General features: G+C 73.3%; 13 protein-coding genes. 10 read left to right on the forward strand and 3 right to left on the reverse strand.

The features are described from left to right. Positions 1-311: 311 nt before the first annotated feature. A complete protein-coding gene (locus tag AAFN69_RS07845; RefSeq protein ID WP_347727700.1) occupies positions 312-1,775 on the forward strand; it encodes an SDR family NAD(P)-dependent oxidoreductase in 1,464 nt (487 codons plus the stop codon). A gap of 407 nt (positions 1,776-2,182) precedes the next feature. Continuing rightward, positions 2,183-2,356, forward strand: coding sequence for a hypothetical protein (locus AAFN69_RS07850; protein WP_347727703.1), 174 nt, complete (start codon positions 2,183-2,185; stop codon positions 2,354-2,356). A gap of 91 nt (positions 2,357-2,447) precedes the next feature. Here the strand turns inward: AAFN69_RS07850 and AAFN69_RS07855 are convergent, their stop codons facing one another. Together AAFN69_RS07855 and AAFN69_RS07860 are read right to left on the reverse strand one after the other, a co-directional pair. Further along, entirely contained in the window at positions 2,448-3,866 is a 1,419-nt protein-coding gene (locus tag AAFN69_RS07855; RefSeq protein WP_347727593.1) for a lipase maturation factor family protein, read from the reverse strand. Then, positions 3,841-4,422, reverse strand: coding sequence for a DUF1990 domain-containing protein (locus tag AAFN69_RS07860; protein ID WP_347727701.1), 582 nt, complete (start codon positions 4,420-4,422; stop codon positions 3,841-3,843). Before AAFN69_RS07860 ends, AAFN69_RS07855 begins: the two co-directional genes overlap by 26 nt. 255 nt (positions 4,423-4,677) lie before the next feature. Here AAFN69_RS07860 and AAFN69_RS07865 point away from each other — a divergent pair, with 255 nt between their 5' ends. From AAFN69_RS07865 to AAFN69_RS07900, 8 genes are all read left to right on the forward strand, one after another. After that, entirely contained in the window at positions 4,678-5,850 is a 1,173-nt protein-coding gene (locus tag AAFN69_RS07865; protein ID WP_347727594.1) for a DUF6777 domain-containing protein, read from the forward strand. A 94-nt stretch (positions 5,851-5,944) separates the two neighbouring features. Then, the gene (locus tag AAFN69_RS07870; RefSeq protein ID WP_347727595.1) at positions 5,945-8,020 is read left to right on the forward strand and encodes a SpoIIE family protein phosphatase; all 2,076 of its coding nucleotides are present in this window, start codon (positions 5,945-5,947) and stop codon (positions 8,018-8,020) included. 263 nt (positions 8,021-8,283) lie between these two features. Then, positions 8,284-9,657, forward strand: coding sequence for a wax ester/triacylglycerol synthase family O-acyltransferase (locus tag AAFN69_RS07875; protein WP_347727596.1), 1,374 nt, complete (start codon positions 8,284-8,286; stop codon positions 9,655-9,657). Positions 9,658-9,726: 69 nt separating this feature from the next. After that, positions 9,727-10,587: a DNA-formamidopyrimidine glycosylase family protein gene (locus AAFN69_RS07880; RefSeq protein WP_347727597.1), complete on the forward strand. Its 861-nt coding sequence runs from the start codon at positions 9,727-9,729 to the stop codon at positions 10,585-10,587. Positions 10,588-10,826: 239 nt separating this feature from the next. Continuing rightward, complete coding sequence (locus tag AAFN69_RS07885; RefSeq protein WP_347727598.1) at positions 10,827-11,639, forward strand: response regulator transcription factor; 813 nt, start codon at positions 10,827-10,829, stop codon at positions 11,637-11,639. A gap of 310 nt (positions 11,640-11,949) precedes the next feature. Next, positions 11,950-12,315, forward strand: a complete 366-nt coding sequence (locus AAFN69_RS07890) for a hypothetical protein (protein ID WP_347727599.1) — start codon at positions 11,950-11,952, stop codon at positions 12,313-12,315. A 62-nt stretch (positions 12,316-12,377) separates the two neighbouring features. Further along, complete coding sequence (locus tag AAFN69_RS07895; protein WP_347727600.1) at positions 12,378-14,120, forward strand: cation acetate symporter; 1,743 nt, start codon at positions 12,378-12,380, stop codon at positions 14,118-14,120. Beyond that, a complete protein-coding gene (locus AAFN69_RS07900; protein ID WP_347727601.1) occupies positions 14,117-15,343 on the forward strand; it encodes a histidine kinase in 1,227 nt (408 codons plus the stop codon). The genes AAFN69_RS07895 and AAFN69_RS07900 overlap by 4 nt, the downstream gene beginning before the upstream one ends. A 65-nt stretch (positions 15,344-15,408) precedes the next feature. Here AAFN69_RS07900 and AAFN69_RS07905 read toward each other — a convergent pair whose 3' ends face one another. After that, on the reverse strand, positions 15,409-15,930 hold the full coding sequence (locus tag AAFN69_RS07905; RefSeq protein WP_347727602.1) for a hypothetical protein: 522 nt from the start codon (positions 15,928-15,930) through the stop codon (positions 15,409-15,411). Between the last annotated feature and the right edge of the window lie 207 nt (positions 15,931-16,137).

Below are 16,137 nucleotides of genomic sequence, written 5' to 3' on the forward strand. Positions count from 1 at the left end.
CACTCCCGCCGCCACACCTCCCCGCCGCGCTCCTCCCGCCCCTCCCGCCCCTCCCGCCCCGCACCCGCACCACCGGGAGCCCCTCCCCGGCGGCGGCCCGCCGCCGCGGCCGGGCACACCCGCCCCCCGCACCGCGCGGGCGGCCACCCCGCCGCCGTCACCAGCGGCTTCGCACCGGACCCCGACACGGTCCCGGCGGGCGCACCGGCGCCGGCGGCGGTGATCGGCTCATTTGGCCGTCACCCGTTCGCTCAGTAAAGTTGCGCTTTTGAAACCCCCAGAGCGTGACTGATCGAGAAACGGCGAACGGCATGACGGTGACAGAGGACGGCCCCGCGTTCGGCCCCGGTATCGACCCGGATCGGCTGGCCGTCTGCCTGAGCGTGCTCGACGAGCTCGACAAGCTCGACGTCGACCACCCCGACGCGATCACCGTGCGCCGCGCCACCGCCGGTGTCTACCGCACGGTCAAGCAGCGCCGCCGCCAAGAGCGCCGGGCCGCCAAGACCGCGCACGACAAGGCGGTCACCGAGGCCACGGCCACCGGTTCGGCCGACCGGATCGACGACGAGACCGAGGGGCTGCTGCCGTCCTCCTCCGTCAGCGGTGAGATCGCGGGCATACTCCAGCGCCCCCGCTCCTGCTACATCTGCAAGACCCGCTATGTCGAGGTCGACGCCTTCTACCACCAGCTCTGCCAGGAGTGCGCGGCGTCGAACCGCGCACGGCGGGACGCCCGCACCGATCTGACCGGCAAGCGCGCCCTGCTCACCGGCGGCCGTGCCAAGATCGGCATGTACATCGCGCTGCGGCTGCTGCGCGACGGCGCGCACACCACCATCACCACGCGCTTCCCCAATGACGCGATCCGCCGCTTCAAGGCGATGCCGGACAGCGACGAGTGGATCCACCGGCTGAAGATCGTCGGCATCGATCTCCGCGACCCGGCCCAGGTGGTCGCGCTCGCCGACTCGGTGGCCGCCGAGGGCCCGCTGGACATCCTCATCAACAACGCCGCGCAGACCGTCCGGCGCTCCCCGCAGGCGTACCGCGAGCTGCTGGCCGCCGAATCCGCCCCGCTGCCGGCGGGCGAGCTGCCGCCCGCCCGGGTCATCGGCACCTTCGGCAGCGGCTCGGTGGACACCGTCGCCGCGCTGCCGTCGTCCTCGGGCGAGGGGCTGACGGCCCAGGACGTCACCGACCTGGCTCTCGTCCCCGGCTCGGCCACCCTCGCCCGCATCGAGGCGGGGACCGCCATCGACGCCGGCGGTCTGGTGCCCGATCTGCACGACACCAACAGCTGGGTGCAGACCGTCTCCGAGGTCGGGCCGATGGAGCTGCTGGAGGTCCAGCTCTGCAACTCCACCGCGCCGTTCATCCTGATCAGCAGGCTCCGCTCGGCGATGGCCGCGGCCGAGGCCAAGCGCACGTACGTGGTCAACGTCTCCGCCATGGAGGGTGTCTTCAGCCGGGGCTACAAGGGCGCGGGACACCCGCACACCAATATGGCCAAGGCGGCGCTGAACATGCTCACCCGCACCAGCGCGCAGGAGATGTTCGAGTCCGACGGCATCCTGATGACCGCCGTGGACACCGGCTGGATCACGGACGAGCGTCCCCACCCGGACAAGATGCGTCTCGCGGACGAGGGCTTCCACGCCCCGCTCGACCTGGTCGACGGCGCCGCCCGGGTCTATGACCCGATCGTGCGCGGCGAGGCCGGGGAGGATCTCTACGGCTGCTTCCTCAAGGACTACGCCCCGGCGAACTGGTAGCGGGCGGACCCGATGGGGGCGGACGGCGACAGCCGTCCGCCCCCATCGCGTTTCCCCGTGCGGCCGGATGGCCGGAATTCATTCACCCGATCGGCCGCAACCGTCCCATCAATCGCGGGAGTGCGGGGCGTTACTCCATCCGAGGTCACCACCGGCCTGACCATATGCGTACAAATCCCTTACAGAGGTCACGCATTGGTCTGAATAAAGCCGAACTCAAGGCCCCATCGAGCGATGCTTTGCTCATTTGGTTAACCTGAGGTGCACGGACGCCACCAACGGGCTCACAAAAGTTCCCTGGCCGTCCTGGGACAGGTCTGCAACCAGGCCGCGGTCCCGCCCGAGAGCCGGCGCCACCGCGACCGAACCACCCTTGTCCCCAGTTTCGCGACACAGAGGAGTGCGCGGTGACAACTGATGTGAAGCTTCATGACAAACGCCTGCCGGATCGCGTGATCGAGCGCGTCATCCGGCACGATCGGCTCGGCAGCCTGGAGGTCTGGGCCCGGTCCGCCCCGATCCGGCTCGCGGGATACGAGGACGACCTCGCCGAGCCGCACATCCTGCAGAGCATTGACTGAGCACATCGCCTGATCACGTGCCCCCTGTCCCGGTCCGCCGAACAGGGGGCACGAGCGGTCCGCCCGTATCTCCTCGTACCGCGCCGCCCGCTCAGGAGAGCCGGGTCGGCCCGAGGAATTCCCGTACGTGGTCACGCCGCCACCACTCCCCGGTGGCCCGCAGTTCCCGCCACGTCGTGAACCGGTAGCGGTGGAGCCCGACCCGTACATACACCGGCGGAGCGTCCGGAAACGGATTGCGGCCCAGCAGCCGCAGGGTGTCCCGGTCACCCTCCAGCAGCCGTTCCACGAAAGCGCCGAACCAGGGCCGGGCGTACGCGGGGGAGATGGCCGCGAACCACATCATCCAGTCCAGCCGCAGATGGTACGGCGCGAACTGCCGGGGCATCCGCCGGACATCCGTCGGTTTGCCCCGGAAGCCGTACTCCCGCCAGACCGTGCCCCCGTGCGGCGGGGCGCTCTCGTCCGTACCCTCCACCACCAGCTCGTACCGCACCCGGCCGACCGTGCCGAACGCCCCGTAGGCGTTCACCAGGTGCAGCGCGTCGTACGAGCGGTTCATCGCCTGTCGCCGGGAGAGCAGATTCCGCGCCGGGCGGACGCTCAGCACCAGCACCAGCGCCGTGACCGCGCACACCGTGACCGCGTACCAGAGCGGGGCCCCGGGCAGCGCGGGCCCGCGGGCGATGGACGAGGTGTCCACGGCGGAGAGGGCCAGCGCGATCGTCAGCCAGTTCAGCCAGGCGAAGTTGCCGGAGAGCACCAGCCAGAGCTGGGTCGCCACGATCAGCCCGGCCGCCGCGCTCGCGACCGGCTGCGGGGTGAAGAGCAGTACCGGCACCAGGAGTTGCACCACATGGCTGGCCGCCGCCTCCGCCCGGTGGACCGGATCCGGCAGCCGGTGGAAGAACCAGCTCAGCGGGCCCGGCATCGGCTGGGTCTCATGGTGGTAGCGGAGACAGGTCAGATCCCGCCAGCACCGGTCCCCGCGGATCTTGATCAGCCCCGCGCCGAACTCCACCCGGAACAGCACCCACCGCAGCAGCAGAAGAATCAGCACCGGCGGTTCGGTCCGCTCATTGCCGAGGAACACCGCGAGGAACCCGGTCTCCAGGAGCAGTGACTCCCAGCCGAAGGCGTACCAGGTCTGGCCCACATTGACGATCGAGAGACAGAGCACCCACAGCGCCGCCCACCACGCCATCGCCACCGCGAGCGGCAGCCGGTCCGCCGCGCCCGCCACCAGTGCGGCCGACAGCACCACCCCCGTCCAGGCGCACCCCGCGAAGAGCCGGTCGGAGTAGCGCAGCCGGAAGAGTGTGGGGGCCTGCCGGAAGGTCACCCGGCGCAGATGGGCGGGGACCGGGAGCATGCCCCGCTCGCCGATCAGCGCCCTGAACTGAAGTGCCGCGCCGAGGAACGCGACCAGATACACCGCGGCCAGCACCCGCTGGAAGACCAGCCGGCTCAGCCAGTAGTCGCCGTCACCGAACCACCCGAGCCATTCCATCGCCCCCAGTATCGGCGGAATCGGCCCGTCCGGCGGCATCCGCGGCGGCGAGCCGCCGCACCGTCCGGCCGAGCCTTCTCGCGTACGCCCGCTGGAGCGGCGGGACGAGCGGACCGGCCAGCCGGGTGTACCAGCGGTCCGGGCGGCTGAAGGCCATGACCGTGAACCAGACCGAGCCGTCCTCCCGCAGCGAGACCGTGAACGACTCCTCGCCGCACTCCGGATGGCCCGGGAGCGTGCCGTACGCGAACCCCGCGAGCTGTGCCTCCCGCGCCGTCCACACCACCTCGCACCGGCCGCCCACCCGCAGCCGGCCGAGCCCCGCGGAGACCTCCACCAGCACGCCCGGCTCGGCGCGCGGGCCCGTGGCGCGCAGCCGTGCCCCGGATTCCCGGTGCATGCGCCAGCCGGTGACGGCCGCCGCCGCGGCCTCGAATCCGGCCCGGCCCCGGCCGACCCGGGTGGTGTGGTGCAGATGCCGGTAGCCACCGGGCATCGGTCCGTGCCGGGTGGCGCCCACCTCCGGATAGCTCAGGGTGTACCGGGTGGCCGGCACGGCGGGGGTGCGCCGAATGGACGCGCGGCCCCGGCGGTGCCCGCCGCCCGGCCGTGCGGGCGGGGCCATCCCCAGTACGAACCGTACGAGCGGGCCGACCAGTGCGGACATCATCCACCACCCCCATTGTTGAACACGTTCAACTCTGTTCATGCCGAGCGTACGCACCCGGTTGAACGCGTTCAAGTAGCGGAGGCGGATGGAGTCCGGCAGAACTTGAGGGACACAAGCAGAGTGAAGAGGCAGGAGATGTCCGTGCGTTCCCTCAGTTCTCGGCGGCCCCCGACGCCCCGGCGCCCGCACCCGTGGCGCGGCCCGGCACCCATCCCGGGCCGCCGGTGGATCACGGTCGCCGCCTTCTCCGCCGCCCTCTCCCTCGGACCACTGCTCGCCGGCTGCGGCGCGGACGACACCGCGACGGCCGGTCCGGACGAGGCGGTGTACCTCCATCCGGCCGCGGCCCGGGGGCCCGACCCGTACACCGTCTCCACGGTCAGAGCGCTCTCCGCGCCCGCGCCGCAGCCGCCCGTGCCCAAGGGAGTGGCCGCGGGCGCCCCCGCCAGAGGGCAGACGCTGCGCACCCTCTCCGGCGCCACCCCGGGGCTCTACGCGGGCACCCGCTCCATCGGAAGCTGTGACGCGGAGCGGCAGCTCGCCCTGCTCGGCCGCGACCGGGGCGCCGAGGCCGCCTTCGCCCGGAGCTCCGGGGTCTCCCGGGCCGGGCTCCCCTCTTTCGTCCGGTCGCTGACCCCGGTCGTGCTGCGCGCCGACACCCGGGTCACCGGCCACGGCTACCGCGCGGGCGGCGCGGCCACCGCCCATCAGGCCGTGCTCCAGGCGGGCACCCCCGTACTCGTCGACCGGCACGGCATGCCCCGGGTCCGGTGCGCCGGCGGGAACCCGCTGGGGCCGCCGGTGGCGGTGAAGGGTGCCGTGGTCCACGCGGGCAGGGCCTGGGCCGGGTACGAGGCCGGCCGCGCCGTGGTGATCGGCCCCGCCGAGCGGACCATCGGCAGGCTGCTGATCGTGGATCTCGCCGACAGCACCTGGATCGACCGCGAGACCGGCACCGACGGGGAGCTGGACCGGCTGCCCGATGTGCTGCCCCCCGCCGTGGAGGACGCGGGCTTCAGCTATCCGCCGGTCCCCGCCGCCCCGGCCGCCGAACCGTCCCGCGGCGGCGGGGGAGCGGATCCCGCGGGCACGCTCCCGCCGGAGGGGGCGGTGCCCGCCGCACCGCCGGAGGAGGCGGTGCCGCCGGACGGGGTCGTCTCCTCGGCGGAGATCATCCTCCCGGACGAGATCATTCCGCCGGATCTGCCCGCCGTCCCGCCCGCCGCCGAGCCGGACGCGCACCTCCCCCTCCCCGACCCGGAACCACTGCTCCCCGCCGATGACGCCGCCGACCCCGGCCTTCTCACGGGCTGACCGCCCGGCCCCGGGGGCACCCCCCCGGGGCCCGCCGGCGGCCCGGACGCGTCCGACAGTCGAAGAATCCGACAAATGATGGCAGAGTGACTCCATGGTTGAGCGGGCAGCGGGGGGCCAGTCGCTCCCCGATGACTGGCCGGCGGGCCCGGAAGCGAGCCTCGCCCTCAACCGCATGGGCAGCTTCGACTGGGACCTGGCCAGCGGACGCTGCCATCTGGACCCGATCGCCCTCGACGTCCTCGATCTCCGTCCCGAGGAGTACGACGGCCGCCGGGCCTTTCTCGCCGAGCGGATGCCGAGCGAGGAGGCCGCCAGACTCGACGCCCTGGTGGCCAGTGCGCTCAAGAACGGCAGCGACCACTACGGCTCCTACTTCCGCTTCCGCCGCGGCGACGGCAGCCTCGCCTGGGCGCACAGCCAGGGCCATGTGCGGCGGGACGGCACCGGACGCCCCCTGCGCATCATCGGCATCGTCCGCGACGCCGCCGAGGAGCTCGCCGACCACGCCGCCCGGCTGGAGGCCGACGCCTCCCGGCGGCGGCAGACCGGCGTGGTGGATTCCACCACCGCGGCCCTCGCCCACGCCCGGACGGTGCAGGACGTCATCGACGTACTCCGCGACGTCCACGGTCTGGAGCACTTCGGGGCGACCAGCCTGGTGATGGGGCTGCTGGAGGCGGGCGGCAGGATCCATCTCGTCGCCGAGGGGCCCCAGGAGGCATTCGTCCCCGGGACCCGCTGGACCCATGTGGACGATCAGTACCCCATGAGCGAGGTCATACGGACACTCGCACCGCGCTTCATCGAGTCCCGGGAGGACTTCGCCGACTCCTATCCGATCCTGTGGCCGCACATCAGAGGGCTCGGCATCGTGGCCGCCGCCTATCTGCCCCTGATCGCCCAGGCCCGCCCGATCGGCGCGCTCGGCCTGCTCTACAGCGACCGCACCGGATTCAGCGCCGAGGAGCGCAATGTGCTGGTCGCGCTCGGCAGCAGCATCGCCCAGTCCGTCCAGCGCGCCATCCTCTACGACCAGGAGCACGACCTCGCCGAGGGACTCCAGCAGGCGATGCTGCCGCGCCGCATCCCCGAGGTGCCCGGCGCGCAGATCGCGGTCCGCTACCGCTCCGCCCGCCTGGGCCGGGACATCGGCGGCGACTGGTACGACGTCATCCCCCTCCCCGGCGGCCGGGTCGGCGCGGTCATCGGCGACGTCCAGGGCCATGACACCGACGCGGCGGCCGTCATGGGCCAGCTGCGGATCGTGCTCCGCGCCTACGCCGCCGAGGGCCACACCCCCGCCACCGTGATGGCCCGCGCCTCCGTCTTCCTCGACGAACTGGACACCGACCGGTTCGCGACCTGTCTGTACGCCGAGGCCGACCTCTCCACCGGAGTGGTCCAGGTGGTGCGCGCCGGGCATGTCGATCCGCTGATCCGGGACAACGACGGGAGCTGCCGCCGGGTGCCGGTGGACGGCGGGCTGCCGCTCGGCCTCTCGGCGGAGTTCGGCCGGCTGGACTACCCCGTCAGCACCGTGGAACTGGACCCCGGCCAGACCCTGCTGCTCTACACCGACGGCCTGGTCGAGCAGCCCGGCTCCGACCTGGACGAGGGCATGCAGCTGCTCACCGGACTGGTGGAGCACGGACCGCGCGATCTGGGCCGCCTCGCCGACCACCTCTGCGATGTGGTGGACGAGCGCGGCGGCGAGGACGATGTCGCGGTGCTGCTGCTCCGCCGCTGGGGCGCCTTCATCCCGCAGACCGGCGGCCGGCTCCAGCAGGAGGTGGCCCAGAACGACCCGGAGGCGCTGCGCTCCGCCCGGCACATGGTCCGTTCGGCGGTACGCGCCTGGGGCGCGGGGCAGCGGGCCGACGAGATCGAGCTCGCCGCCGACGAGCTGATCACCAACGCGCTGATGCACACGGAGGGCGGCGCGATCGTGACGGCCCGGGTGCTCACCGGCCCCGAGCGGCGGCTGCGGGTCGAGGTTGAGGACGGCTCCAGCGCACTGCCCCGGCGGCGGGAGGCGGGCGAATCCGGGGTCTCGGGCCGCGGGCTGCTCCTGGTGGACCTGCTCGCCGACACCTGGGGCGTGGAGGCGCGCGGCAGCGGCAAATGTGTCTGGTGCGAGTTCCGGGTACCGAACCGGCCAGGTGCGTGAAAGACATGCGATGTTAACTATCCGTGCACTATCACCACTTGACCGTAACCGAACGTAGGCGATTGACTGATGGTGCTTCTGTCCCGCCGCCCGGCCGTTCCGGCCCCGCCGGCCGCCCCTCCCCGGCGCCACCCGAGAAGCGAGACCGCGCCACCCGAGACCGCGCCACCCGAGACCGTTCAGACCGAAACCATGCAGACCGAAACCATGCAGGCCGAAACCGTGCAGACCCGGATCGTGAGGACCGAGATCGTGAGCCCACCGTGAGCACTGAGCTTCTCGCCCCCCTCGACCTGGCCTTCTGGCATCTGGAGTCCACCGGGCACCCCATGCACCTCGGCGCCCTCGCCCACTTCGCCCCCGCCCCGGACGGCACGGGGCACGACGACATCCCCGGCCTGCTGGCCGCCCGGGCGGGCGCCATCCGGCGGCTGCGGATGCGCGTGCGGGACGTACTGCTGCCGGTCGGCGGGGCCGCCTGGTCCGTCGACAAGGACTTCGACGTCGGCCACCACATCCGGCACATCCGGGGGGTGGGGGGTGCGCTGCCCGCCGCGGACTTCGACCGGGCCGTCGCGGAGATCGCCGGCGAACTCATGGAGCGTCCGATCGAACGCGGCCGTCCGCCCTGGGAGATGTATCTGCTCACCCGGGAGCCCGGCGGCCCCTTCGCCGTCCTGGTCAAGCTCCACCACGCGCTCGCCGACGGGATGCGCGCCGTCGCGATCGGCGCGGGCATCTTCGACGAGGTCGCCGGCCCGCGCGGTCTCCGCGGCCGGCCGGCCCGCCTCGCCCCGGCGGGTATGTCACTCCGCGACCCGCTCGGGCTGCTCGGCTTCGCCCGTGACCGGATCGACGATCTGGGCAGGGCCGTCGGGGTGGGCGCGTCGGTGGTACGGGCGAGCCGGCTCGACCCGTCCGGGCTGCCCGCCCTCACCGCCGCCCCCAGCGGCACCCGCAGAATCGGTACCGCCGCATTCGAACTCGCCGATGTGCACCGGGTGCGCAGGGAGTCCGGCGGCACCGTCAACGACATCCTGCTCGCGGTCGTCGCGGGCGGCCTGCGCCGCTGGGCGGTGGAGCGCGGCGAACCGCTGCCCGCCACCGGGCCGCGCGCCCTGGTCCCCGTCTCCCGCCGCCGCCCCGGCGGCCCGCCCCGCTCGGGCAATGAACTCTCCGCCTATCTGCTGGAGCTGCCGGTCGGCGAACCGGACGCGCGAGCCCGGCTGGCCGCGGTGCGCACCGCGATGGACCGCAACAAGGCGGCGGGACCGCTGCGGGGCGCGGGCGCCCTCGCCGTCCTCGCCGACCAGCTGCCGCCGCTGGCCCACCGCTTCGGCGCCCCGCTGGCCGGGGGCGCCGCCCGGATGCTCTTCGACATCCTGGTCACGAGTGTGCCGCTGCCCCGCTCGGCGCTCTCGCTCGGCGGCTGCCCGCTGCGCGCGATCTGCCCGATGGCCCCGCTGGCGCGCGGCCAGGCCCTCGCGGTGGCCCTCACCACCTACGGCGGACGGGTCCATGTGGGCCTGGTCGCCGACGGAAAGGCGATCCCGGACGTGGACCGCCTGGCCCGGAGCCTCCACGACGAACTGAACGCCCTGACCGGCCCGGCCCCGGAGCGCCCGCCGGGGGAGTGACCCGCCCGGACCGCCGGCCGGTGGCGGCTCCGGCCTGCGGCCGGGCCGGCTCTGCGGCACCCTGGAGACATGCCCGAGCTGCCCGAGGTGGAATCGCTGCGCGAGTTCCTCGACAGCCATCTCACGGGACAGGAAATCGTCCGGGTCCTGCCCCTGGCGGTCAGTGTGCTCAAGACCTGGGCCCCGCCGCTCTCCGCGATCGAGGGCACCTCCGTCACCTCCGTCGGCCGGCACGGCAAATGGCTCGACATCGGCGCGGGCGGTCTCCATCTGGTCATCCACCTCGCCCGCGCCGGCTGGCTCCGCTGGCTGGACGAGATCCCCGCGGCCCCGCCGCGCCCCGGGAAGGGCCCGCTCGCCCTGCGCACCCGCCTCGCCTCCGGCAGCGGCTTCGACCTCACCGAGGCCGGGACCGCCAAAAGACTCGCCGTCCATCTCGTCCGCGACCCCGCCGAGGTCCCCGCGATCTCCCGTCTCGGCCCCGACCCGCTGGCCGCGGAGTTCGACCGGGACGCCCTCGCCGCGCTGCTCGCCGGGGAACGGCGCCGGATCAAGGGCGCGCTCCGGGACCAGAGCCTGATCGCCGGCATCGGCAACGCGTACAGCGACGAGATCCTGCATGCCGCGAGGATGTCCCCGTTCAAGCCCGTGGGGCACCTCGGCGACGACGAGATCACCACCCTGTACGAGGTGCTGCGCACCACACTCGGCGCCGCCGTGGAACGCTCCCGGGGGGTGGCGGCGGGCCGGCTGAAGGCCGAGAAGAAGAGCGGCCTGCGGGTCCACGGCCGTACCGGGGAGCCCTGTCCGGTCTGCGGCGACACCATTCGCGAGGTCTCCTTCAGCGACTCCTCGCTCCAGTACTGCCCCACCTGCCAGACCGGCGGCAAACCGCTCGCCGACCGCCGGATGTCCCGGCTGCTGAAGTAACCCGCCCCGGCACCGGCGGTGCCGCCCCCCTGCGGGGACCGCCGCGGCCTGCGGGCAGTCTCCCGCGGATCCCGCGGTTCTCGCCGGCCTCGCGTGCCCTGGCACGCACGCTTGCCGCGTTGCCGCGTTGCCGTCGGCCGCCGGTGCTCCGCGCGGACTCCGTCGTCCGCCGTGCGACCGCGCATTCCCCCGCTCACCACCCCGGCCCGATCCGTGAGAGACGGCCTAGACTCCGCACCATGCTGCGCGCACTGGCTGTCGACGACGAGAAGCCGGCTCTCGGGGAACTCCTCTATCTGCTGCGCTCGGACCCCAGGATCACCAGCGCGGAGGGCGCCGGCGACGCCACCGGCGCCCTCCGCCGGATCAGTCGGGCGCTGGACGCGGGAGCCGACGGCGACGACGGCATCGATGTCGTCTTCCTCGACATCCACATGGCCGGACTGACCGGGCTCGACGTGGCGCGGCTGCTCGCCCGGTTCGCCCACCCGCCGCTGATAGTCTTCGTCACCGCCCATGAGGGCTTCGCCGTGCAGGCGTTCGACCTCAAGGCCGTCGACTACGTCCTCAAACCCGTCCGCCGGGAACGCCTCGCCGAGGCCGTGCGCCGGGTCCGCGACCAGGTGCGGGCGGCCCGCGAACCGAGGCCGGCGGACGACCGCCCCGGAGCGGTCGCCGGCGGGTACGACGGGCTGCCGCGGCCACCGGTCCGGAGCGGCTCCGAGCAGATCCCCGTGGAACTCGGCGGTGTCACCCGCTTCGTGTCCGTCGACGACATCGCCCATGTCGAGGCCCAGGGCGACTACGCGCGGCTGCACACCGCGGACGGCAGCCACCTCGTCCGCATCCCGCTCTCCACCCTGGAGGAGCGCTGGGCGGCCCGCGGATTCGTCCGTATCCACCGCAGCCACCTCGTCTCCCTCGCCCGGATCGACGAACTCCGGCTGGACGCGGGGACCACCACCGTGCGGGTCGGCGACGCCGAACTCGCCGTCAGCCGGCGCCATGCCCGGCAGCTCCGAGAGCTCCTGCTGCGGCGCGCCGGAGGCTGACCGGGCGGCCGGGAGTACTCCCGCCCGCTCGCGTTCCGCCCGCTCCACGAGATCCGGGAATCGGCACGGGGACCGCTGGGCCCGCGCGCCGAGGCCGCACTCGGCATCGCGTTCCGCGGGGCCGAGGAGTCCTGTGCCGAGCTGGAGACGGCCCTGAGCGACTGCCCCGGGCCCGGCGGGCATCCGCACCGGCCGCACCCGCGCATCACCGCCGTACCGCCGGAGTCCGGAAACCCACCGCCGGCCATCGCTCCTGGTTAGACTCCACCATTCCCGAGAGGTTCACCGACAGACGCGGGGGCGGACGACGATGCCAGGCGACCAGCGACCCCGCCGCGAGGTGGTCACCGGAGTGCCCCGCAGCGCCCGGCGGGCACCCGGCCACGCCCCCGCCCGGTCCGAGATCACCGAACAGACCACACTCGGCGCCACCTATGTACGCTCTCTGATGCGCAGTCAGCTGCGGGCCGCGGTCTCCGCGCTCGGCGCTCTCGCGCTCCTGGTGGGCGTGTTGCCGCTGGCCTTCGTCGCGGGCGGCCCGCTCACCCCCGACCTCGTGGTCTGGGCGGTGCTCGGCGTCGCGGTGTACCCGGTGATGTGGCTGATCGCCCGCTGGTACGTGCGCCGGGCCGAACGCAATGAGCGGGACTTCCTCAGGCTCGTCGAAGGGCGCTGACCGGTGCCGTACCACCGGGTCCGCCGCTCCGGCGCGCCGCGCCCGGCGGGCGGTGCCGGCCGGTGAGCCGGGCCCACGCCGTGGCCGCGGTGACCGCCGTCGTCCTCGCCACCGTCCTCATCGGCGGCCTCGGGCTGCGGATATCCCGTACCACCTCCGACTTCTATGTCGCCTCCCGCACCGTCAAACCGGGCCTCAACGCGGCCGCCATCAGCGGTGAGTACCTCTCCGCCGCCTCCTTCCTCGGCATCGCCGGACTTGTTCTGCTCCAGGGCCCGGACATGCTCTGGTACCCCGTCGGCTACACGGCCGGGTATCTGGTGCTGCTGGTGCTGGTCGCCGCCCCGCTGCGCCGCTCGGGGGCGTACACCCTCTCCGACTTCGCCGAGGCACGGCTGGAATCCGTCACCGTGCGCCGCATCTCCACCCTCTTCGTCGTCGGCATAGGGTGGCTCTACCTCCTGCCCCAGCTCCAGGGCGCGGGACTGACCCTGGAGATACTCACCGGCGCCCCCGGCTGGGTCGGGGGAGTGGTGGTCGCCGTGGTGGTCGCGGGAGCGGTCGCCGCGGGCGGGATGCGGAGCATCACCTTCGTCCAGGCGTTCCAGTACTGGCTCAAACTCACCGCGCTCCTGGTCCCCGCGGTCTTCCTCATCGCCGCCTGGACCGGCGACGGCGCCCCGCGTGCCCGCTTCGACGCGCCCGGCGCGCTGCGGGACCACACCGTCGTACGGATCGAGGACACCGTACGGATCGAACTGGATCGACCGCTCACCCTCACCGTCACCGGCACGGTCGACGGCACCGTCCGCCACCGGGACCGGATCACCCTCGGCGCGGGTGAGCACCGCATCGAAGCGGGCACCGCTCTCGGTTTGCCCGAGGGGGCCGAGGTGCCCGCCGGGGCCGGCTCCGGCGACGACCCGGCCGGCTGGTCCCAGCCCCTCTCCGGCGGCCGGGACGGCACCGGTCTGTACGCCACCTACGGACTCATCCTCGCCACCTTCCTCGGCACGATGGGTCTTCCGCACGTCGCCGTCCGCTTCTACACCAGTCCGCACGGCCGGGCCGCCCGCCGCACCACCCTGATCGTTCTCGGACTGGTCGGCGTCTTCTATCTGCTGCCGTCCGTCTACGGCGCGCTGGGCCGGATCTACGCACCCGAACTGGCCCTCACCGGCGAGGCGGACGCGGCTGTGCTCGTCCTCCCCGAACGGGTCATCGGGGGTGTCGCGGGCGATCTGCTCGGCGCGCTCCTGGCCGGCGGGGCGTTCGCCGCCTTTCTCTCCACCGCCTCCGGGCTGACCATGTCCGTCGCCGGTGTCATCACCCAGGACCTGCTGCCCTCGCTCGGAGTGCGCGGCTTCCGGTTCGCCACCGCGGTCGCGATGGCCGTACCGCTCGGCCTCAGTGTGGTCGCCACCGATGTGCCGGTCGCCGACGCGGTGGGGCTGGCGTTCGCCGTCGCCGCCTCGTCCTTCTGCCCGCTGCTGGTCCTCGGCATCTGGTGGCGGCGGCTCACCCCGCCCGGCGCCGCCGCGGGGCTGCTCACCGGCGGCGGCTGCGCCCTCACCGCGGTGATGGCCACCCGGGCCGGAGCGGCCCCCGAGGGGTGGGCGCACACGCTGATGGCCTGGCCCGCCGTCTGGTCGGTGCCGCTCGGCTTTCTCACCATGGTGGTGGTCTCGCTGGCCACCCCCCGTCACATACCGCCCGGGGCCGCCGCCATCCTCGCCCGGCTCCATCTCCCGGAGGATCTCGTGGGGCCCGGCCGGCCGGGAGAAGCGGAAGGAGCGGACCGATGAGCGGTACGGAGCCGGCGGTGCTCATCGCGGCGGCGCTGGCGCTGCTGGCCGCCGGGATGGCCCTCGGCCGGCTGGCCGAACGCCGGGCCTCCAGGCCGGATCTCGACCTCGGCACCCCGGTCGAGCGGGCGACCTTCCACACCCTGCACACCGCCTCCCTCGCGGCGCCCCCGCTGCGGGCCGGGCTCACCGAGGACACCGCGCGCAAGGCCGCCAGGCGGCTGCGCTCCCTGCTCGGCACCGAGGCCCTCTGCCTCACCGACCGGGAGTCCGTTCTGGCCTGGGACGGACCCGGGCTCGACCATCACCGGCCGCGGGTGATGCTCCGGGTCGCCGAGATGCTGGACTCCGGGCGCAGCCAGAGCGTCGAGACCCACTGCGAGCGGCTGGACTGCCCGCTGCGGTGGGCCGTGATCGCCCCGCTGACCGGTGAGGAGGGGGTGCTGGGGGCGCTGGTCGCCTACGGTTCACGGGAGTCGGCGGTGCTGGTGCGGGCGGCGACCGAGGTCGCGCGCTGGGTCTCGGTCCAGCTGGAGCTGGCGGAGCTCGACCGGTCCCGCACCCGGCTCATCGAGGCGGAGATCCGGGCGCTGCGGGCGCAGATATCACCGCACTTCATCTACAACTCGCTGGCGTCGATCGCCTCGTTCGTCCGCACCGATCCGGAGCGGGCGCGGGAGCTGCTGCTGGAGTTCGCCGACTTCACCCGGTACTCCTTCCGCAGGCACGGCGAGTTCACCACCCTCGCCGATGAACTGCGCTCGATCGAGCAGTATCTGGCGCTCGCCGGGGCGCGCTTCGGCGACCGGCTGAAGGTGACCCTCCGGATCGCCCCGGAGGTGCTGCCGGTGGCACTGCCCTTCCTCTGCCTCCAGCCGCTGGTGGAGAACGCGGTCAAGCACGGTCTGGAGGACTCGCCGGACCAGTGCCGTGTCACCATCGCCGCGCGGGACGCCGGGGCCGAGGCCGTGGTGACCATCGAGGACGACGGGGTGGGGATGGATCCGGCGGAGCTGCGCCGGATCCTGGCGGGGGAGCGGAGCGGCTCGGCGGGCATCGGGCTCTCCAATGTGGACGACCGGCTGCGCCAGGTGTACGGGGACGACCACGGCCTGGTGATCGAGACGGCGGTCGGCGCGGGGATGAAGATCACCGTCCGGATTCCCAAGTACCGGGCGGGGGTGCACTCCTCACCGGGCCGCCGCGACCCCGGCCCGCGCTGACCCCGCCGCCCCGGCCCGCGCTCACCCGGCCCCGTTCCCCGCCTCCGCCGTCGCGGCGCCGTCCGTCAGAAGAGATGGATCGCGAGATGGCTCAGCGGCAGCCCCAGCCGCCAGGCCGGTGTCCAGCTCTGCTCGCACTCGTCCACGAGCGGGGTCGGCGGACCGGCCTGATGCCAGGGCTCGGGCTCCCCGAGGTCGGGGGCGAGGAGTTCGGTCTGCCGCAGCCACCGCCAGGACTTGCGGGCGAGCGCCAGATCCGGATCGGTCCCGCCGCCGAGGCCGCGTTCGTGTTCCTCGCGTGCGGCCATCCGCTCCTGGACCCACTCGGACCAGGGATGGCCGTAGGCGGTGAGACTCAGCCACTCCTCGATTCCGGACATCGCCTCGACACCGCCGAGTTCCGCCGAGCCGTCGCAGAGATGGATGGTCAGGGCGAGGGTCTCCCGGCCCGCCCGGTACTCCAGTGAGCCGCACTCCACGAGAGCGCCGGTGCGGAGCATCTCGTCCGCCACATATTCGGCGCAGAGCCATGCCATGGGGATCGCCGGCGCGCCTCCGCTGGTGCCGTTCGTACTCTCGGGGTGCACCCTTGCCACCTTCTTCCGGACGACGTCATATGCCGACTCGGAGACGAGCCTCCACCGTTTGACACGCTTCGCGGCGCATCTTTACTCAACTTCACCGTGACGTTTCGCATATCGCACGACTCTCGCCGTGGCCCCAGGGGGAGAGGAGGATCGGTGGGATTGCGGGGGCTCGCGGGACGGTGCGGAGTCCCGGCTCCGCGCATGAGG

Origin of the sequence: Streptomyces sp. CAU 1734 (genome assembly GCF_039888735.1) — a bacterium.
In the GTDB taxonomy this organism is placed as follows: Bacteria; Actinomycetota; Actinomycetes; order Streptomycetales; family Streptomycetaceae; genus Streptomyces.